Origin of the sequence: Bacillus cabrialesii (genome assembly GCF_004124315.2) — a bacterium.
GTDB classification, from domain to species: Bacteria; Bacillota; Bacilli; order Bacillales; family Bacillaceae; genus Bacillus; species Bacillus cabrialesii.
Map to the genome: position 1 here is coordinate 503,738 of NZ_CP096889.1, position 20,130 is coordinate 523,867.

At 46.6% G+C, this 20,130-nt stretch carries 17 protein-coding genes, 1 pseudogene and 1 riboswitch; of the genes and pseudogenes, 13 read left to right on the forward strand and 5 right to left on the reverse strand.

Annotated features, from left to right (window positions below):
- Nucleotides 1-7: 7 nt before the first annotated feature.
- The 9 genes and pseudogenes from EFK13_RS02585 (at nt 8) to EFK13_RS02625 (ending at nt 14,004) form a co-directional block, all read left to right on the forward strand.
- The gene (locus EFK13_RS02585; protein WP_129506666.1) at nt 8-2,194 is read left to right on the forward strand and encodes a DNA topoisomerase III; all 2,187 of its coding nucleotides are present in this window, start codon (nt 8-10) and stop codon (nt 2,192-2,194) included.
- Between the two features lie 202 nt (nt 2,195-2,396).
- Entirely contained in the window at nt 2,397-3,485 is a 1,089-nt protein-coding gene (locus EFK13_RS02590; RefSeq protein ID WP_129506665.1) for a lipoprotein YdaJ, read from the forward strand.
- Nucleotides 3,466-4,317 carry a cyclic-di-GMP receptor EpsK gene (epsK, locus tag EFK13_RS02595; protein ID WP_129506664.1) on the forward strand — a complete coding sequence of 284 codons (852 nt, stop codon included), beginning with the start codon at nt 3,466-3,468 and terminating at the stop codon, nt 4,315-4,317. The genes EFK13_RS02590 and epsK overlap by 20 nt, the downstream gene beginning before the upstream one ends.
- Nucleotides 4,318-4,327: 10 nt before the next feature.
- On the forward strand, nt 4,328-6,037 hold the full coding sequence (locus tag EFK13_RS02600; protein WP_129506740.1) for a DUF2334 domain-containing protein: 1,710 nt from the start codon (nt 4,328-4,330) through the stop codon (nt 6,035-6,037).
- The gene (locus EFK13_RS02605; RefSeq protein ID WP_129506663.1) at nt 6,030-7,292 is read left to right on the forward strand and encodes a glycosyltransferase family 2 protein; all 1,263 of its coding nucleotides are present in this window, start codon (nt 6,030-6,032) and stop codon (nt 7,290-7,292) included. Before EFK13_RS02600 ends, EFK13_RS02605 begins: the two co-directional genes overlap by 8 nt.
- 5 nt (nt 7,293-7,297) lie before the next feature.
- A complete protein-coding gene (locus EFK13_RS02610) occupies nt 7,298-9,409 on the forward strand; it encodes a cellulose biosynthesis cyclic di-GMP-binding regulatory protein BcsB (RefSeq protein ID WP_129506662.1) in 2,112 nt (703 codons plus the stop codon).
- Between the two features lie 134 nt (nt 9,410-9,543).
- Nucleotides 9,544-9,688: riboswitch (cyclic di-AMP (ydaO/yuaA leader) on the forward strand.
- Between the two features lie 192 nt (nt 9,689-9,880).
- The gene (kimA, locus tag EFK13_RS02615) at nt 9,881-11,704 is read left to right on the forward strand and encodes a potassium transporter KimA (protein WP_129506661.1); all 1,824 of its coding nucleotides are present in this window, start codon (nt 9,881-9,883) and stop codon (nt 11,702-11,704) included.
- Between the two features lie 59 nt (nt 11,705-11,763).
- Nucleotides 11,764-12,213: pseudogene (locus EFK13_RS02620) on the forward strand (NUDIX hydrolase).
- A gap of 66 nt (nt 12,214-12,279) precedes the next feature.
- Nucleotides 12,280-14,004 (forward strand): pyruvate oxidase, encoded by a 1,725-nt coding sequence (locus EFK13_RS02625; protein ID WP_129506660.1) that lies wholly within the window; start codon nt 12,280-12,282, stop codon nt 14,002-14,004.
- A gap of 266 nt (nt 14,005-14,270) precedes the next feature.
- On the opposite strand, the gene EFK13_RS02630 is transcribed toward EFK13_RS02625, so the two are convergent.
- From EFK13_RS02630 to EFK13_RS02645, 4 genes are all read right to left on the reverse strand, one after another.
- Nucleotides 14,271-14,537, reverse strand: a complete 267-nt coding sequence (locus EFK13_RS02630) for a hypothetical protein (RefSeq protein ID WP_129506739.1) — start codon at nt 14,535-14,537, stop codon at nt 14,271-14,273.
- Nucleotides 14,538-14,641: 104 nt separating this feature from the next.
- Nucleotides 14,642-15,919 carry an Nramp family divalent metal transporter gene (locus EFK13_RS02635; protein WP_129506659.1) on the reverse strand — a complete coding sequence of 426 codons (1,278 nt, stop codon included), beginning with the start codon at nt 15,917-15,919 and terminating at the stop codon, nt 14,642-14,644.
- A gap of 227 nt (nt 15,920-16,146) precedes the next feature.
- Nucleotides 16,147-16,404 (reverse strand): GlsB/YeaQ/YmgE family stress response membrane protein, encoded by a 258-nt coding sequence (locus tag EFK13_RS02640; protein WP_003225121.1) that lies wholly within the window; start codon nt 16,402-16,404, stop codon nt 16,147-16,149.
- A gap of 77 nt (nt 16,405-16,481) precedes the next feature.
- Entirely contained in the window at nt 16,482-16,934 is a 453-nt protein-coding gene (locus tag EFK13_RS02645; protein WP_129506658.1) for a DUF2188 domain-containing protein, read from the reverse strand.
- A gap of 117 nt (nt 16,935-17,051) precedes the next feature.
- Here EFK13_RS02645 and EFK13_RS02650 point away from each other — a divergent pair, with 117 nt between their 5' ends.
- From EFK13_RS02650 to EFK13_RS02665, 4 genes are all read left to right on the forward strand, one after another.
- Nucleotides 17,052-17,870: an EcsC family protein gene (locus tag EFK13_RS02650; protein ID WP_129506657.1), complete on the forward strand. Its 819-nt coding sequence runs from the start codon at nt 17,052-17,054 to the stop codon at nt 17,868-17,870.
- Between the two features lie 129 nt (nt 17,871-17,999).
- Nucleotides 18,000-18,371 (forward strand): glucose starvation-inducible protein GsiB, encoded by a 372-nt coding sequence (gene gsiB / locus EFK13_RS02655; protein WP_064814638.1) that lies wholly within the window; start codon nt 18,000-18,002, stop codon nt 18,369-18,371.
- A gap of 132 nt (nt 18,372-18,503) precedes the next feature.
- A complete protein-coding gene (locus tag EFK13_RS02660) occupies nt 18,504-18,839 on the forward strand; it encodes a cupin domain-containing protein (RefSeq protein WP_129506656.1) in 336 nt (111 codons plus the stop codon).
- The gene (locus EFK13_RS02665) at nt 18,839-19,198 is read left to right on the forward strand and encodes a YdbC family protein (RefSeq protein WP_129506655.1); all 360 of its coding nucleotides are present in this window, start codon (nt 18,839-18,841) and stop codon (nt 19,196-19,198) included. Before EFK13_RS02660 ends, EFK13_RS02665 begins: the two co-directional genes overlap by 1 nt.
- A gap of 36 nt (nt 19,199-19,234) precedes the next feature.
- Here the strand turns inward: EFK13_RS02665 and EFK13_RS02670 are convergent, their stop codons facing one another.
- Nucleotides 19,235-20,056: a manganese catalase gene (locus EFK13_RS02670; RefSeq protein ID WP_129506654.1), complete on the reverse strand. Its 822-nt coding sequence runs from the start codon at nt 20,054-20,056 to the stop codon at nt 19,235-19,237.
- Between the last annotated feature and the right edge of the window lie 74 nt (nt 20,057-20,130).

Consider the following 20,130-nt stretch of genomic DNA (forward strand, 5'->3'; position numbering starts at 1 on the left):
ATCAAGCATGTCAAAAACAGTTGTACTAGCTGAAAAACCTTCAGTCGGCCGGGATTTGGCCCGGGTGCTGAAGTGCCATAAAAAAGGAAACGGTTATCTTGAAGGCGATCAATATATTGTGACTTGGGCTTTGGGCCATTTGGTCACACTTGCTGATCCGGAAGGCTACGGAAAAGAATTTCAATCATGGCGGCTGGAGGATCTGCCGATTATCCCAGAACCCTTAAAGCTTGTTGTGATCAAGAAAACCGGAAAACAGTTTAATGCGGTTAAATCACAGCTTATCCGTAAAGACGTCAATCAGATTGTCATCGCGACTGATGCAGGCCGGGAAGGAGAGCTTGTCGCGCGCTGGATCATTGAAAAAGCGAATGTCCGCAAGCCGATCAAGCGGCTGTGGATTTCATCTGTGACGGATAAAGCGATCAAGGAAGGCTTTCAAAAGCTGCGCAGCGGCAAAGAATACGAAAACCTGTATCATTCTGCCGTCGCCAGAGCGGAAGCGGATTGGATTGTGGGGATTAACGCCACCCGCGCACTTACCACAAAATTCAATGCCCAGCTCTCATGCGGTCGTGTGCAGACACCGACACTTGCGATGATCGCAAAGCGTGAGGCGGACATTCAAGCGTTTACACCGGTGCCATACTACGGCATCCGCGCGGCGGTCGATGGCATGACGCTGACGTGGCAGGATAAAAAATCAAAGCAGACGAGAACATTTAATCAAGACGTAACAAGCCGCTTGCTAAAAGACCTTGAAGGAAAGCAAGCGGTCATTGCTGAGCTGAAAAAAACAGCGAAAAAAAGCTTTGCCCCCGCCCTTTATGATTTAACGGAGCTGCAGCGTGACGCCCACAAGCGCTTCGGATTTTCTGCCAAAGAAACGCTTTCTGTGCTGCAGAAACTGTATGAGCAGCATAAGCTCGTCACATATCCGCGGACGGACTCAAGATTTTTATCCAGTGACATCGTCCCGACGCTAAAAGACCGTCTGGAAGGCATGGAAGTAAAACCGTATGCCCAATATGTCAGCCAAATTAAAAAACGAGGCATCAAATCCCATAAGGGCTACGTCAATGACGCGAAGGTATCAGACCACCACGCGATTATCCCGACAGAAGAGCCGCTCGTTCTCAGCAGCCTGAGTGATAAAGAACGAAAACTGTATGACCTGATTGCGAAACGTTTCCTTGCTGTATTAATGCCTGCATTCGAATATGAGGAAACAAAGGTCATCGCAGAAATCGGCGGAGAAACCTTTACGGCGAAAGGCAAAACCGTGCAGTCGCAAGGGTGGAAAGCCGTTTATGATATGGCGGATGAGGATGACGAGCAGGAGGATGACAGAGATCAGACACTCCCGCCCCTTCAAAAAGGAGACACGCTTGCCGTCCGCACGTTAATTGAAACAAGCGGCCAAACGAAGCCGCCTGCCCGCTTTAACGAAGGGACTCTGCTGTCGGCGATGGAAAACCCAAGCGCCTTTATGCAGGGAGAAGAAAAGGGCCTTGTCAAAACGCTTGGAGAAACAGGCGGCCTCGGCACGGTGGCAACGCGCGCCGACATTATTGAAAAACTGTTCAACAGCTTCTTAATCGAGAAAAAAGACAAAGACATTTTTATCACATCTAAAGGAAAACAGCTCCTGCAGCTTGTTCCGGAGGATCTGAAATCACCGGCCCTAACGGCGGAATGGGAGCAAAAGCTGTCTGCGATCGCCGCCGGAAAATTGAAATCCGCTGTCTTTATAAAAGACATGAAGGCTTACGCTAACCAAACGGTAAAAGAAATCAAAAACAGCAGCCAAACCTTCAGGCACGACAACATCACGGGAACGGCATGTCCGGAATGCGGCAAAATGATGCTGAAGGTAAACGGAAAACGAGGGACAATGCTCGTGTGCCAAGACCGTGAATGCGGAAGCAGAAAAACGATTGCCCGAAAAACAAATGCGCGCTGCCCGAACTGCCATAAAAGAATGGAGCTTCGCGGCCAAGGAGAAGGCCAAACCTTCGCGTGTGTCTGCGGGCACCGTGAAAAGCTTTCCGTATTTGAAAAGCGAAAAAACAAAGACAAAGGGCGCGCTTCCAAACGGGACGTTTCCTCTTATATGAAAAAACAAAATAATAAAGATGAGCCGATTAACAACGCGCTGGCAGAACAGCTGAAGAAACTCGGTTTGGATAAATAACTTAAAAAACCTGTGCGTACCGCACAGGTTTTTTATTGGGCTTAGGTCCCGTTTTTTTAATGTTCAAAAAGGGAAAAAAAAGCTAGCAATCTGCATTTGTTTCTTTTATAGTAAATGTACTTTGTAACATGGCAGTCATATTTTCGTCTGTATATAATTGTGAGCGTCTGATTCGCTTCAGGCGACAAAGGGGGATTTGCCTGTGAGGCATGTGTTAATTGCTGTCATCTTATTCTTCTTATCTATCGGACTTTCCGCAGGGTGTGCTGAGGCAGGAAATAAGGCCCAAACTCAGTCAGCGGCAGAAGTGAACACCAGCCCGCTCCAGCCGGCGGAGTATTTTATCTATCACAATCTAATGAATGACCAAGGGCTGATCAAAACTGATTTGTCAGACCAGCCTTCGTATTTATCAGAATCTCTCGGCCTATGGATGGAGTTTTTGGTCAGCAAAAATGACGCCCCGCATTTTCAGGAGCAATACCAGCATCTGACTGATTCATTTCTGATGAGCAATCACTTGGTGACGTGGATGATTCAAAACGGCCAAGCGAGCGGGACGAATGCGCTGATAGATGATATGAGAATTATGCTGTCTCTTGACCAAGCCGCCGCAAAATGGGGCCGCAGCGACTACGCGCAAACGGCTCGGGATATCGGCGCAGCTTTGAAGACATACAATATGAACAACGGATTATTTACAGACTTTTACGACTCACAGGCCGCTTCAAAGGATGTGACGATTTCATACGTCATGCCTGATGCGTTAGCTGTCTTAAAGAAGTATGGAATCATAGACGAAGAAACGGAACAGCGGAATGCAAATGTTCTCTATTCAGCTCCTTTACAAAACGGCTTTCTGCCGAAGACATACAGCTCGGAAACAAAGAAATACACCTATGACAGTGAAGTAAACCTGATTGATCAGCTTTACGCTGCTTGGCATTTGCCGGAAGGGGATGAAACAGCCGCTGTTTTAGCGGACTGGATCAAGCAGGAATTTCAGACAAACGGAAAGCTGTACGGACGATATTCGGCAGATACGAAGGAGCCTGCCGTCCAATATGAGTCGCCATCCGTATACGCATTAGCCGTATTATTTTTAACGAAGCAGCATGAAGACACCTCTGTCATTAAAGCCATATATGACAGAATGAATGACTTTGAAATCCTTGATCCGGTGAAACCGTATTATGGAGGTTATATGAGCGGCACTCAAACGCATTCTTTTGACAATCTGCTGCCGCTGTTAGCCGAAAGGAAGCTTTTTAATGAAAATATCATTCAATGAATCACAAAAATTATTTTCTTATTTTTCAGGGCTCATCGCAGCCCTGTCTCTGTTTATTTATTATGTATCAGCCCAGCAATCTGAAGGCGCTTTGATCCTTTGCATCACGTTTATCGTCATCGCCGCAGGCATCTGGTTCGGCCCGATTTACGCGCTGGCAGTGACCTTAATCGTACTCTTTGTTCTCGGCACCTTAATGATGTTTTTCCAAACTGGACAGACTGCGCTGTTTACGGCTGAGGAAGGGCTGCGAATGCTTGTCGTGTGGGGAATTGCGCTTTTGCTGTTTTCATTTATATCTGGAAGAATCCACGATATCGCAGCAGAGCTCCGGCGCTCAGTCACACGGCTTCAATCCGAAATCAAAAGCTTTGTCGCAGTTGATAGGGTGACAGGCTTTGATAACAAGCAGAGGATGAAGCTGGAACTTTCAGAGGAAATCAAGCGGGCGGAGCGCTACGGCAATTCTTTCGTGTTTTTGCTCCTGCATATGCATTACTTCAAAGAGTTTAAGTCTTTGTACGGTGAAAAAGAAACGGACCGCCTTTTCCAATATGTCAGTCAGCAAATCAGGTCAAGCGTCAGGGAAACGGATAAGAAATTCCGCCCCTCCGACGAGCGTATCGGGATCGTGCTGACGCACACGCCCGCTGAACATATGCCGGCCGTCCTGACAAAGCTGAAAAAACAATTGGACACGTATCAGCTGCAAAATGGCAAGTATGTGTCGCTCACGTTCCACGTCTGCTATTTGCCTTATCGCAATGATATCAAAACAGCTGATCAATTTTTAGAAGAACTGGAAAACGAGATGATGATGAATGAATTATAAAGGAATCACGCTGCTCTGCGTCACAATGCTTCTGCTTTCAGCCCTTGCGTCTTTTCCCGTTTCCGCACAAGCGAACGAGCAGGATGCCGGCATTCTCATCATCTATTCAACCTTGGACGGCAAAGAGTCGTCTCAAGTCAAAATGCTCGATTTGCTTGCGGGCCACTTTACATCACATGTGGCAGTCAAAAAAGATTCGGACGTTGAAGCGTCTGATCTCAAAGGCAAAGACCATGTGATTTATTACGGCCAAACGAAAAGAAAGCTCAGCAAAAAACTGGTGTCTCTTATCAGCAGCGTAAAAAAACCTGTTGTTGCCATCGGCTATAACGCAGGCCAAATCAGCCAATTTTCCGGGCTTTCATTAGCCGGCAAAGAAAATGTGTATCAGGTCCACAGCAGGTCGGAAAAGACCGATGTGTCTCTGGAGAGCGGGCTTAACGTGCTGAGCGTTTCAGGCCTGAAAGGAAAGGCGCTTTATACCTTTAAAGCGGATGACGGCAAAACGCATTCTTTTATATGGAAGACAAAAAAAGCAAATGTGTACATTGGATTAACGAATTTGTTAAATGACAATTTACTCGTGGCGAAACAGCTCAGGGAAACTTTCGGAGAGAAAGCGGGAACGACGTTATTGTATTTGCGTCTTGAGGATATCAGCCCGATGTCTGATGAAAAACTGCTGCTTCAAGCCGGTACATATCTATATAAGAGACATGTTCCTTTTATCCTGGCAGTGATTCCTGTTTACATGAATCCGGAAACAGGCGACAAAGTGTATTTGTCTGATAAGCCGAAGATGGTCAAGGTGCTGAAAAAGCTGCAAAGCATGGGCGGCAGTATCATTGTTCACGGCTATACACACGCCTATCGCTACAGTGAAACAGGAGAGGGCTTTGAGTTTTGGGATGCAAAAGCGGATCAGCCGATTACATCCGGAAATGCCGAAGACCCCCCGTCCATTTTGGAAACCGAACAGGATTTTCCGAACGAACAAGCCTATAACAGCTATTTGAAACCATTTCGTGAAAAGGAAGAAACGTATACAAAGCAGAAACTGACGCGCGCCATTGAGGATTTGACATCATCAAGTCTCTACCCGCTGGCGTTTGAAGCGCCGCATTATACGATGTCCGAATATGGCTATCAAATCGCTTCGCAGTATTTTACAAGCATTTTTGGCCAGGTCCAGCTCAGCGGCACAACGTGGAAAACATCCGGTGCATCTCCGTATGTGACAACTCCTTCAATGCTGCATGGCATGACACTGTATCCGGAAACGATCGGCTTTGTCGATACATCTAAGCAAAACCCGCTCGGCGATATGGAGGAGCACATCTCCCAGATGATTGATTTTGAAGGCGGGGTCGCCGGAGGGTTTTATCACCCGTATCTCGGGATGAAATATCTGCCTGAGCTGGTTGATCAGATGGAGCGCATTCCGGACAGTGAATGGCTTGATTTAAAGAAAACGAAACAAACCGTCAAAACAGACAAAGTGGAAATTCATACAAGCGGTGATGGGACGATTCAGGTGAAAAACGCCGTAAGCGCCATTGACGAGTTTTTCGATCATCATCGGCAAACCCCTCTGGAAAAGGCGTTATGGATTCTCTCCGCAATCGTGCTCTTATTTGTTGTCATGTTTGTCAGTTATACGTTTTACTTGAGAGCCACTTTGAAAAAACGAATTTTTAAGGAGAGAAGAAGCCTTGGGTAATATGCTGTTCTTTATCTCGCTAAGTTTAATATGGGTCATGCTTCTCTACCATATGTTTCTCATGCAGGGCGGGTTCCGCCACTATATGACCTTCGAACGGAACATTCCGAAGTGGAGGGAAAACATGAAGGAGCTGCCAAAGGTCAGTGTCCTCATCCCGGCGCATAACGAAGAGGTTGTCATTCGGCAGACGCTGAAGGCGATGGTCAACCTTTATTATCCGAAGGACCGGCTGGAGATTATCGTCGTGAATGACAATTCTTCAGACCGGACGGGAGATATCGTCAATGAATTTTCCGATAAATACGATTTCATCAAAATGGTGATTACAAAGCCGCCAAACGCAGGAAAAGGCAAATCCTCTGCCCTTAACTCGGGTTTTGCCGAATCGAACGGAGACGTGATCTGTGTATATGACGCCGACAACACGCCTGAAAAAATGGCGGTGTATTACCTTGTGCTCGGCCTGATGAATGATGAAAAGGCAGGCGCCGTGGTAGGGAAATTCCGCGTCATCAATGCGGCAAAAACGCTCTTGACGAAGTTTATTAATATCGAAACGATTTGTTTTCAATGGATGGCTCAGGGAGGCAGATGGAAGTGGTTCAAAATCGCCACCATCCCAGGCACCAACTTCGCGATCCGGAGAAGCATTATTGAAAAGCTCGGGGGCTGGGATGACAAAGCGCTTGCTGAGGATACAGAGCTGACCATCCGGGTGTATAATCTCGGCTACCACATCCGCTTTTTCCCTGCCGCCATCACCTGGGAGCAGGAGCCGGAAACATGGAAGGTCTGGTGGCGCCAGCGCACCAGATGGGCGCGCGGCAATCAATATGTTGTGCTGAAATTTTTGGCGCAGTTTTTCAAACTGAAACGAAAACGGATTATCTTTGATTTGTTTTATTTTTTCTTTACGTACTTCCTGTTTTTCTTTGGCGTGATCATGTCAAACACGATATTTGTCGTGAATCTGTTTTATGATTTGCATTTGTCGGTCGGGTTTTTGGCAATGATTCTCTGGATCTTGGCGTTCTTCTTATTTATGACAGAGGTCATGATTACGCTAAGCATTGAAAAAACAGAAATGAACAAGCAAAACTTTTTTATCGTATTCCTTATGTACTTTACATACTCGCAGGCATGGATTGTGCTGGTCATCTATTCTTTATTCGTAGAAATCAAGCACCGTTTATTCAAGCAGGAGGTCAAATGGTACAAAACAGAACGATACAATCAACATAAAAGCGGGTGACCTTTTTGAAACAAATAATGATTTTTCTTACAAGCCTCATGCTGATGGCGATGACCGGACAAGCGGCTCTTGCAAAAGAAGTGCAGGTCAGCGGCTCGCTTCTCGGAAAAAGCAGCCAAGAACAAGCCAAACAGCAGGTGCTGACAAGTGACCTGATTACACTGTACGGATCAAAAGACAGCGCGGAGCTGACATATCAGATCCCGGCAGGCGCTTCTTCCGGCAATCAGCAATTGGTGATTGAATACGAGGCATCAAATCTTTTAATTTCTCCATCATCGTTAACGGCTGTTATCGACAATGAACCGGTCAAAACCTTAAAGCTAGATGGTGATTCCAAACGGAAAACATTGAAGCTGAACCTGAATAAAAGCCAGTCTGCCCAAGGCTATCACAACGTATCGCTGAAATTTTACGGCGTGATGAAAGAGGGCGTCTGCGTCAGACAGGATACGTCCGGCAACTGGATCAAAATTTATCCGGACAGCCGCCTGACGCTGGCGGACAGCAGTGAAGCGAAGGGCACGTCGCTGGACCATTATCCATATCCTTTCGCCCAATCGGGAAATACAGCGGAGAAAACCGCCATCGTCATTCCGGATGAGCCAAGTTCGGCGGAAATTGAAGCTGCAGTGAAAACAGAAGGCTATTTGAAAACGGTGGACAGCAGTGTCAGCATTTCGTATGTCACAGAATCTGATCTGAAAAAAATCGACAAGCCGACGATTTTCATCGGAGTGGACAAGCATTGGAACGGCAAGGTGAAGAAGCTGATGAAACAAGCCGGTTTACAGGCAAAAGGAGAAAAACTTCTGCTTGCGGAGCGGGTGTTGAAATCAGAGGGCAAGCAGCAGCCGGTCCTGTTTGCACAAGCGGCATCCGATGACGTGCTCACTGAAAAAATCAGCGTCATCACAAATCAGACATACACAGGTCAGCTCAGCGGCGATACACTCTCAATCAGCAAGCTTCAGCAGGCTGAAAAAAAGGAAAGCAATAAGCTGGCCCTTGAGAATTTTGGAGCGGATGACATCACAATTGGAGCTGACAAAACATCTTCCGCACATTACTTTTATCCAGCTTCGGCAGTTTTAGACCAAAACCAATCAGCGAAGCTGTCGCTTAAGCTGAAAAAATCCGAAACGATCCAAGCTTTAACGGCCGAAAACGAATCGTCATCTCAGGCTGCAGAGCTGAAGGTTATGATCAACGGCCAACCGCACTCGGTCCGGCTTGATGATTTAGGAAAAGAAGATAAAAACGGGTTCTATCATGTTACGGTAAAAGTGGACCCTAAGCTGCTGCAGAAAAACCGCTACATTGATATTCAGTTTGTCACAACGGGGTTAAAGGAAAACAATCCTTGCAACACCACTGATGAAGAAAAATGGGTCTTTATCGATAAAAGCAGCACCCTATCTTATGGCATTAAAGGCATTTCTCCGTCAGCAGATTTTCAAGAGTGGCCGCTTCCTTATGCCGGAACTCAGGAACAGACAACGCTGATCGTGCTTCCTGACAATGTCGGCCAATCGAAGCTTAAGGAGCTTTCACTCGTAACGGAGTCTTTTGGCAGCGAAGCGCAGCATGCATACACGGTGAAGAAATCATCTGAGGTAACAGCAAATGATGCCAAAGAGCGAAACCTCATTTTCATAGGAGGCACCAATCAATTTTCTCTTCTGAAGGAGAAATCATCAGACCTGCTTGTTCCGCAAGCGAAGGACGGCTCGTTTGATGTATCAGGTTTTGAAATGCTGAATGAGACGACAAAACAAGTGGCGTTTACCCAAGAATCTCCTTGGGATTCACGCTACACAATGGCTGTCTTTGCGCCGTCTAAAGGAAATGGCGCGGCTGTGACGAAAGAGATCATCAATTATCTGAACAGCACCGACGACTCGGCAACCGTCGTGAATGAAACCGACAGCCAGCAGGTGTTTACAAACCATCAGCAGCTCAAATCGGAAACAAACAATTCCAGCGCAGAACAACCATCACAGGATCATAGCCAGAAATGGCTGTATATTGGTGTGCTTGCACTTATCATGGTGATTGCGGCAGTGTTCATTTGGGTTGCCGTAAGACGAAGAAAAAGAAAGACAGATACAGAATAAAGCAGAGGCAATCTAGCCTCTGTTTTTTTGTTTTTGGTATGTAAATTCCATTTGTGGAACCTGTCATTTTATTTTTTCAGCTCGGCCAATAAGCCTCTTTACAACGTGCGTGAACGGGAGTATGATCTCTTTTAGAAAACAAATCGCTTAATCTGAAATCAGAGCGGGGGACCCATTAAAACGGTTTTTTTGCCGTTGGGGTGAATCCTTTTTAGGTAGGGCAAACTCTCATATGCCCGAATCCGTCAGCTAACCTCGTAAGCGTTCGTGAGAGGAGATGAATGAAACCTGTGTTCGATGTGCTGGCACAGGGGCATCCGTTTGCCTCTGTGTTTTTTGCTGTTCATTTTTTAGAATGCGAATCGCATACAGAGACATCATAGCAGAAAGGACATTACAAAATGTGAGAGCAAGATGCTGATGTTTTATTGTTTTAATTCAAAAATGGGAAATTAAAAGGGGAAGACATCGATGTATCATTCAATCAAACGTTTTTTGATTGGGAAACCATTAAAATCTCAAGCTGCTGGAGAGCAAAAGCTGACGAAATTAAAAGCCTTAGCGATGCTTTCCTCAGATGCGCTGTCATCTGTCGCATATGGGACAGAACAAATTTTGATCATTTTGGCAACAATCAGTGCTGCCGCTTTTTGGTACTCCATTCCGATTGCGGTTGGCGTTCTTATATTGCTGCTCGCACTGATTCTTTCATATAGGCAGATTATTTACGCTTACCCGCAGGGCGGCGGAGCGTATGTTGTTTCGAAAGAAAACCTCGGTGAAAAGCCGGGATTGATCGCAGGCGGTTCATTGCTTGTCGATTATATTTTAACGGTAGCGGTAAGTATTTCAGCAGGCACGGACGCCATCACGTCGGCCTTTCCTACATTGCATGATTATCATCTGCCGATCGCTGTTTTTCTGGTAATAGTCATTATGATTTTGAACCTGCGCGGTCTTTCAGAATCGGCATCGATTCTTGCCTATCCGGTTTATTTGTTTGTGGTGGCGCTTCTGGTTCTGATTGCAGTAGGGTTGTTTAAACTCATGACGGGGCAAATTGACCAGCCTGTCCATCATACACCGCTCGGCACACCGGTAGCCGGCATTACACTGTTTTTGCTGCTTAAGGCTTTTTCCTCCGGCTGCTCGGCGCTGACCGGGGTTGAGGCCATTTCTAACGCGATTCCTGCTTTCAAGAATCCGCCCGCGCGAAACGCGGCAAGAACGCTTGCGATGATGGGGATTTTGCTGGCGATTCTGTTTGCCGGCATTACGGTGCTCGCATACGGATATGGAACGGCGCCAAAGCCGAATGAAACGGTGGTTTCACAAATTGCGTCCGAAACCTTCGGGCGGAATGTGTTCTACTATGTCATTCAAGGTGTGACATCACTTATTTTGGTCCTGGCGGCGAATACGGGATTTTCAGCCTTCCCGCAGCTTGCCTTCAACCTGGCGAAAGACCAGTATATGCCGCGTATGTTTACAGTTAGAGGCGACCGCTTAGGCTTCTCAAATGGGATTATCTTTTTAGGCATTGCCTCTATTATGCTCATCCTGTTATTCGGAGGACAGACAGAGCACTTAATCCCGTTATATGCTGTCGGCGTATTTATCCCATTTACGCTTTCGCAAACCGGCATGTGTATCAAATGGAACAAGCAAAAACCAAAAGGCTGGATCGGAAAAATGCTGATCAACGCGTGCGGCGCTTTGATTTCGTTTATGGTCCTGTCCATCCTGTTTGTGACAAAGTTTAATGTTGTATGGCCGGTTTTAATCTTTATGCCTATCGTCGTTCTGCTATTTTACGTGATAAAAAATCACTATACAGCTGTTGGTGAACAGCTTCGCATCGTGGATGAGCAGCCAGAAGAAATCAAAGGCACGGTCGTGATTGTACCTGTAGCCGGTGTCACGACTGTCGTGCAAAAATCGATTCAATACGCGAAATCATTGTCCGATCAGGTCATTGCCGTTCACGTGTCATTCGACCGAGAACAGGAAAAGAAAGTCGAAAAACGCTGGGAAGAGCTTCATAACGGAGTGCGCCTCGTTACGCTTCACTCCTCGTACAGAAGCCTCGTCCATCCGTTTGATAAGTTTTTGGAGACTGTAGAAGCAAAAGCGAAGAAGGAGCAGTTTTCCGTCATGGTGCTGTTTCCGCAATTTATTACGAAAAAACGCTGGCACACGATCCTTCACAACCAATCAGCCTTCCTCCTCAGAGTCCGGCTGTTCTGGAAAAAGGACATCATGGTGGCCACGCTGCCGTATCATTTTAAAAAGTAAAGCAACTAAGACCAAGGGAACGACCTTGGTCTTTTTTTGCGGGAAAAGGAGAAATGGCGATGTATACGAAAGGCGCATTTGTCATTGGAACGAACGAAAAACATCAGATTCTGCTGGTGGAACGAAAAGATGTCCCTTAATGGGATCTGCCGGGCGGAAAAGTTGATCCCGGGGAAACGGCTGAGGCGGCTGCAGTCCGAGAGGTGCTGGAAGAAACGGGGTACAACGCCGCGCTTTCTGTGAAAATAGGTGTTTATCAAAGGCCCAAGTTTCAAGATGAACAGCATGTGTTCGCAGGAAGCATAACAGGCGGACGAGCGATCGTGTCCGGAATGGAGACAGCGGATTTGAAGTGGTTTTCTCCGCGGCGTTTGCCGCTTTTAATGGTGCCGAACCGAAAAAGGCAAATCAGCGATTTCATGCACGGCGCTCGAGATATCAATGTCATTCTTAAGGACAACAGCATGCTTGCGGCGATTGATCTGTTCAAAAGAAGACTGGGCAAGTGATTCTGGTCTCCGGGTTTTAAAGCTTTTCTCCTGTGGTATTGAAAAAAGGAAAAAGGAGGATACGTCATGGCACATAAAACGGCAGGACAAGCAATGACAGAACTGCTTGAACAATGGGGAGTTGATCATGTTTACGGCATCCCCGGAGACAGTATAAATGAGTTTATTGAAGAATTAAGACACGAAAGAAATCGATTGAATTTCATTCAAACCCGCCATGAAGAGGTGGCAGCGCTGGCAGCCGCGGCTGAGGCGAAACTCACGGGCAAAATCGGCGTCTGCCTGTCGATCGCAGGGCCGGGCGCAGTGCACTTATTAAATGGTTTATATGACGCGAAAGCGGACGGGGCTCCTGTGCTGGCGATTGCAGGACAGGTCTCGTCAGGCGAAGTCGGACGGGATTATTTTCAGGAAATCAAGCTTGAGCAAATGTTTGAGGACGTGGCTGTGTTTAACAGAGAGGTACATAGTGCGGAATCACTGCCGGATCTCTTGAATCAGGCGATCCGCACCGCCTACAGCAAAAAAGGCGTCGCGGTATTGAGCGTCTCTGATGATTTGTTCGCGGAGAAAATCAAACGCAAGCCCGTGTACACTTCACCGGTGTATATTGAAGGGAACCTTGAACCGAAAAAAGAACAGCTCGTCACTTGCGCACAGTATATTAATAGCGCCAAGAAACCGATTATTTTGGCGGGGCAGGGAATGAAAAAGGCGAAACGGGAGCTGCTGGAGTTTGCGGACAAAGCCGCTGCGCCGATCGTTGTCACGCTCCCGGCAAAAGGCGTTGTTCCCGATAAGCACCCGCATTTTCTCGGCAACCTCGGACAGATTGGCACGAAGACGGCCTACGAGGCAATGGAGGAATGTGATTTATTAATCATGCTCGGAACCTCATTTCCGTACCGTGATTATTTGCCTGATGATACGCCGGCGATCCAGCTCGATTCAGACCCGGCGAAAATCGGAAAGCGCTATCCGGTGACAGCGGGCCTTGTCTGTGATTCAGCCCTCGGCCTGCGCGAATTGACGGAGTATATTGAACGGAAGGAAGACAGAAGGTTCCTGAATGCCTGCACGGAACATATGCAGCATTGGTGGAACGAAATCGAAAAAGATGAGACTGAGGCGGCAACACCTCTAAAACCTCAGCAGGTCGTGGCCCGTCTTCAGGAAGCGGCAGCCGATGATGCGGTGCTGTCTGTAGATGTCGGCACTGTGACAGTTTGGATGGCGCGGCATTTCAAAATGAACGCGAACCAGGATTTCATCGTTTCCAGCTGGCTTGCGACAATGGGCTGCGGTCTGCCGGGAGCGATCGCCTCAAGCTTGGCCGAACCGGAGCGCCAGGCAATCGCCGTCTGCGGTGACGGGGGCTTTTCCATGGTGATGCAGGATCTCCCGACCGCCGTCAAATATAAGCTTCCGATTACCGTCGTCATTTTAAACAACGAAAATCTCGGCATGATCGAGTATGAGCAGCAAGTCAAAGGCAATATCGACTATGTGACAAAACTTCAAAATGTCGACTATGCCGCATTTGCAGAAAGCTGCGGAGCAAAGGGCATCAAGGTGACCAGAGCGGAAGAGCTTGCGCCGGCTTTCCATGAGGCGCTGCACTCAGATCAGCCGGTTGTCGTAGACGTCATGATTGGAAACGAACCGCCGCTGCCCGGTAAAATCACCTACGGGCAGGCAAAGGGCTTCAGCAAATACATGCTGAAAAATTTCTTCGAAAACCAAAAAATCGAAATGCCGTCACTGAAGAAAAGTTTAAAACGGTTATTTTAAAAAGCAGGGGCCTTTGAAAGGCCCCTGTTTTAATGTGTTGGAAACATATGGCGTGATAGGAGCACCATGTTTGAAGTATGAAGTTATTATTGTATTTATTCCGATATGCAGGAATGATTTATGCAGCGGTTATGATTTGCGTCATGCTCTAAACGGATAAAAGGACAAATGCATCTTCTTTCAAAGCAAAAAGATCAGCGCATTTGTCCTTTTATGTTTCATATGTTTTTTCTTATCAAATCTTACAGAGTGCAGTCTTTATAAGCTTATTTTTCTTTTTTCTTAAGCCCGAAAAAGAAAGGAAAAGCAGAACCAACCAACAACGTGCCGAATAAAAACATTCCGCCGATAAACACGTGGAAATTCGTATGTCCGACCGTAAACGCGGTGATCAAGGAAATGATACTAAGCACGATCATGGCAATTCCGGGCGCGATCCGCATTTTTCCCTTTGATTTATAGGCGGCAACAGAACATAAAATGCCGATGACAATAGGAACGATCCATAAATAAAACAGAATAAATACTGACATCATCAAAACTCCGATTTTTTCTTCTATCATAACAAATTTCTGTCAAAAAGGATATCAATGAGCTTTTCCGCAAAATCAAAAACCGGCTGAACAGCCGGTTTTTTCTAACGAAACGTATCAACAATTAAAAACACATTCAAAGCGACGATCAATACAGCAATCAGCCAAGACACCACTGTGACCCATTTAGAGTTGATCAGTGACCCCATAATCCGTTTATTGCTTGTAAACATAATAAGCGGGATTAAGGCAAAGGCGATGCCGAAGGACAGCACGACCTGGCTCAGCACAAGAGCGGACGTCGGATTAACGCCTGACGCGATGATCAAAATCGGCGGAATGATCGTGATAAACCGCCGTACATACAGCGGGATACGGTAGTTGATAAATCCTTGCATGATCACGTCGCCTGAAAGTGTGCCCACAGATGAGCTGGATAGTCCGGCAACGAGCAGTCCGATCCCGAATAACATTGCTGACACAGGGCTGACAAGATGTCCGAATTGCTGAAACGCGACATCGAGATCCTCGACAAACAGGCCGTTTTTAAAGAATAATGCTGCAGCCACAATCAGCATGCTTGCGTTAATAGCCCCTGCAATCAGCATCGCTATTAAAATATCAATAAATTCAAATCTGAAGATTTTTTTCCGTTCAGCGTCGGTTTTGCCGATCACCCGCCGCTGTGTGAGGGCTGAGTGTAAATAAATGGCGTGCGGCATAACGGTTGCGCCGAGAATACCCGCTGCAAGAAGCACACTGTCAGTGCCGTGAAACGTCGGGACAAACAGGCCCTTCATCACTGACACGGCATCAGGCTTTGCAAAAAAGGTCTGCAGCGCAAAGGCGATCACCACCACAAACAGCATACCGGCAATGCCGGCTTCAAGTGAGCGATAACCGCGGCGCTGTAGCTCCAATATCGCGAAAGAACCAATCGCCGCTATAATTGACGCTTCAAGCATCGGGATGCCAAACAGCAAATACAGCCCCAGAGCCGCTCCGATAAATTCCGCCAGATCAGTTGCGATAATGACCAGCTCGCCCTGAATCCATAATCCGATGGAAACGGGCTTTGGGAATTCTTCGCGGGCAACCTCAGGCAGATTTTTGCCTGTCGCAATACCGAGTTTAGCGGATAGTGATTGGATTAATAGCGCCATGATATTCGAAAATAAAATCACCCATAGCAGCATATATCCGTATTTAGAACCCGCCGATATATTCGTTGCGAAGTTGCCGGGATCAATATAGGCAATGGCTGCTATAAACGCAGGACCCAGAAAAGGAAGCAGTCCTCTGAATCCTTTGATTTTCCCGTCAAGCGCATCTTGGACTGCTTTGGAACGGGGAGATTGTGCTGTGATGTCCTTGTTCATCATGTCTCACCTGAATTCTGTTTGTTTTTGCCGTACAACAAAGAGTTTCCTTAAGGCAAATTATTTTATCTACATCATATGACCATCCCGGTTTCTTGTCAACCGAAAATGTTCAAAACACACTCCTGAATTTTTCCCTGTTATGTAACATGATATGTAGGGATTCGGATAAGGTCCCATATAAAAAGGCATCGTTTCAGTTTGAAACGATGCCTCCTGAATGAAATGAGTTAGGCTTCCTTCCGCAGCCCGCGAAATACGAGGCTCAGCAAGAATACGAAGATGGCGGCCCCGATGATGGCCGGGAAAATAGCAAAGCCGGCGAGGCTTGGTCCCCAAGTGCCTAGAAGCCCATGTCCGATCCAAGCGCCGATCAGCCCGGCGATCATAGAGCCGAAAATTCCTCCCGGCATCCGGTTTCCTACGATGGCGCTTCCGATTAATCCGATTACGATAGCAACGACTAATGATACCAAAAAGCTAATCATCATACTCACCTCTCATAAATGATTTATCAATCTATAACCGCTCCTGCCAAACCTGAAACATCGAAAAGCATATCGTGTTACGATCCTGTTTTGATTTTTCTCTGCACGCTGCCGTCAGCCAAATGAACAATCACCCCCGTGCCTTTATGCGCTGCGATTTCCTTTGCCCGCTCAATCGCTTCTTTCTTTGTATCCTTGATTTCAGATACCCGTTTGGCACCCTCGGCTCTGACCGCCCAGCCGTTTTTATGTTTAATGACATGCTCTGCTTTATCCATGAGCTCAGGGTCTCCGCCGCTGCTGGAATCTTCATCGCGTTCTGTCTCATCATCATGCTTGAGGAAATCATCAATTTCTTCATTAGAGGCGTTTTCTGCCCATTCCTTTGCTTTGCTTGTCGCAATCGGGATCGCGCGCCCATCCTCATAGCCCTCATCAATCATCGCATTCGCAATTTCAATTGCTTTTTTCTTCACCGGCTTTTCAAGGTTTTTCAATGAAGCTGGATAATCCTTCATCGACCAAGGCATGTCCATCACTCCTTTTCCTTTTATAAAAATGGTACCCGCAGGTGAAAAATAAAAACGTACCCGAGAAAATGGAGGTATACTATATAGGAGAAAAAACAGAAGGGAAGTGCGGGTTGGGTGACAACAGAACGTAAAGAAGACTTGCATCAGCAATTAAAAGAAATAGAGAAATGGGAAAAAGATCAGCAAAAAGTCTGGTTTTGGGAAAAGCTCAGCCGTCTCCCGTTTCAGCTGCTGGACAAGCTGACACCGGAATTCATCCAGAAAAAGATCGGCACGCTCTTGGATGAAGTCGGCAGCTTTGTTCAAACAGGAGGACAGTACCTGACATCTGAAAAACAGATTATCAAGATGTTTCAAAAAAAACTGCCGGATGAGATTTTCGAATCGTTAGAGGATGTCCGAAAAGCGCCTCTGCCTGTTATGGATGAAATTGCTGAAGGAATGGGGAAAAACAGAATCAACGCCGCAACCGTTCAAGGCGCGACAACAGGTGTGGGCGGCGTATTTACTCTGGCGGCAGACATTCCGGCCGTGCTTGGCCTGTCGTTGAAAACGCTACAGGATATTGCGGTTGCTTACGGCTATGATCCAAAGGAGAAAAAAGAGCGTGTCTTCATCGTAAAATGTTTGCAGCTGACATCGGCTGATGTTGTCGGCAAAAAATCGATTTTGCAAGAATTGAAAGATTACGATCAAGACCGTACATATAAGAATGTCGCTTCACAAATCCAAGGCTGGCGTGAGGTTGTTTTAGGCTATCGAGACACATTCGGCTGGAAAAAGCTTTTTCAGCTGGTGCCGGTCGCGGGAATGGTCTTTGGCGCGGCAGCCAATCGCTCGACATTAAACGATATTACCGAAACAGGCATGATGCTGTATAAAAAGCGGCGCATTCTACAGAGGCTGCAAGAAACAGAACAAGTGATGGAATAGAAAAAAAGCAGACGGACACCGCGCTCCGCCTGCTTTTTTTCATGAAAACACACTCAATGTGTTTTGTTTGTTTAAAAGAATTGTCAGCGGGAATACAACAACCAACACCAATTAAAGGAGGAATTCAAAATGGCAGACAATAACAAAATGAGCAGAGAAGAAGCAGGTAGAAAAGGCGGAGAAACAACAAGCAAAAACCATGATAAAGAATTCTATCAAGAGATTGGGAAAAAAGGCGGAGAAGCCACTAGCGAAAACCATGACAAAGAATTCTATCAAGAAATTGGCGAAAAAGGCGGAGAAGCCACTAGCCGAAACCATGACAAAGAGTTCTATCAAGAAATCGGTGAAAAAGGCGGAGAAGCCACTAGCGAAAATCATGACAAAGAATTCTATCAAGAAATCGGCCGTAAAGGCGGAGAAGCAACAAGCAAAAATCATGATAAAGAATTCTATCAAGAAATTGGCTCAAAAGGCGGAAACGCCCGCAACAACGACTAATCAATAGCATAAAGGCAGACACTCTGAAGATAAAAAGCGATCCGGCGCATCAGCTGGATCGCTTTTTATAATGGAAATTTCTTGATCTAAGGCATTGTTGCGATACAATAAGTGAAAAAGGGGTTTTCGCTAATGTCCGAGATGCAAAACTTACTCGCCATCGCAAATGAAGTCAAAGAAAAACACGCTAATTTTTCAATCTCAGAGGTCAACGACCATTGCTTGCGTCTCGCAGTGTTTACGGGAGAATATGACTGGCACCATCACCCTGACTCAGATGAATTGTTCATCGTTCTTGAAGGTGAGCTGCTTATCGATTTTAAGGACAAAGAAACCGCGGTACTCAAAGCAAATGACAGCCTGCTCATCCCGAAAGGCACAGTTCACCGCACGCGCTCTTACGTTAGAACCGTCAATCTCTGTGTCGAGCATAAGCATGCGGAAACGGTTATCAGTGAGGATTCATAATGCTAATCAAAAAGATTGTATGTGAAATAGACGATGCAAACGCTGAAGCATTTGCAAAAGCCCAGTCACAGTGGGGAGCATTATTACATATAAGCGGCTTCATCAAACAGGCCGGCGGCTGGCGGAAAACAGCAGATGGGCTGTTCACCGCAGAAATCATCAGCGTTTGGGAGAACAGAGCTGCCTATGATCATTTTATGGAGAATGAACATGACAGCATATACGAGGAAAATGAACAGAAGGCAGTGATTCTTTCGATAGAAGTGACGCTGTACGAAGAGGGTGAACCGTTCATTCACGATCTGTTACATAACTCTGACATCCGGCACGAGCCAGACTGGACGGTTCTGAAGGCATAATGAAAGCCCAAAACATCATGTTTTGGGCTTGTGTCTTTACTCGCGTCCCGGAAGCGTATCATGAACAAAAGGCGGTGCTGGTTTTAATTCCGGTTTTTCTCCAAAAGCTTTAGCTTCTTTCACATATTCAAAGGCTTCTCCATCCGGCGCTTTTTCGTTCAGCCAGATTTGCTCGGCACTTTCTTCGCCTTCAGAGAAATTGATAAGCTGATGCGAGAACTCTTGTTTTTCGAGTGCTTTCGGGAAAGTCCCCGGCACAATCGGGCCTTCTTGTGCTTCTAATTCTTTAATGGCGGCGAGCCATTGATTTTGGTGCATCGTGTCACGCGCCAGCAGGAAGCTGAGCATATCTTTGACGCCTTTGTCATCTGTCATTTCAAACAGTCGCGCGACCTGCAGACGGCCTTGTGATTCCGCATTCAGATTGGCGCGGAAGTCTGCGAGCAGGTTTCCGCTCGCTACGATATAGCCGCCGCTCCAAGGCACGCCTGTACTGCTTTCCGGCATGGCGCCAAGTCCTGATACAATCGCATGGTGAGGATTCATACCGCCCAGGATGGAGCCGATGACCGGATCTTCAGCGGCTTTTTCCTGCTGATCAAGCGGGGCATCCTCAAGAAGTCTGGCGATCATTGTGGCGATCATTTCAACGTGCCCGATTTCCTCAGTTGCCGTATCCATCAGCAAATCCTTGTATTTTTCATTTCCTCTTGTATTCCAGCCTTGAAATAAATACTGCATGGCAACCGAAATTTCTCCGAATTGCCCGCCTAAAATTTCTTGCATTTTTTTAGCGAATAACGGATCTGGACGATCTGGTTTAGCAGGATGCTGCAGCATTTTCGTGTGCTTAAACATGTTCCCATCTCCTTTTTTCGTTTATCTCTTTCTATATTTCCGGTAGGAGCAAAGATAAACAAAAAACAGCCTAT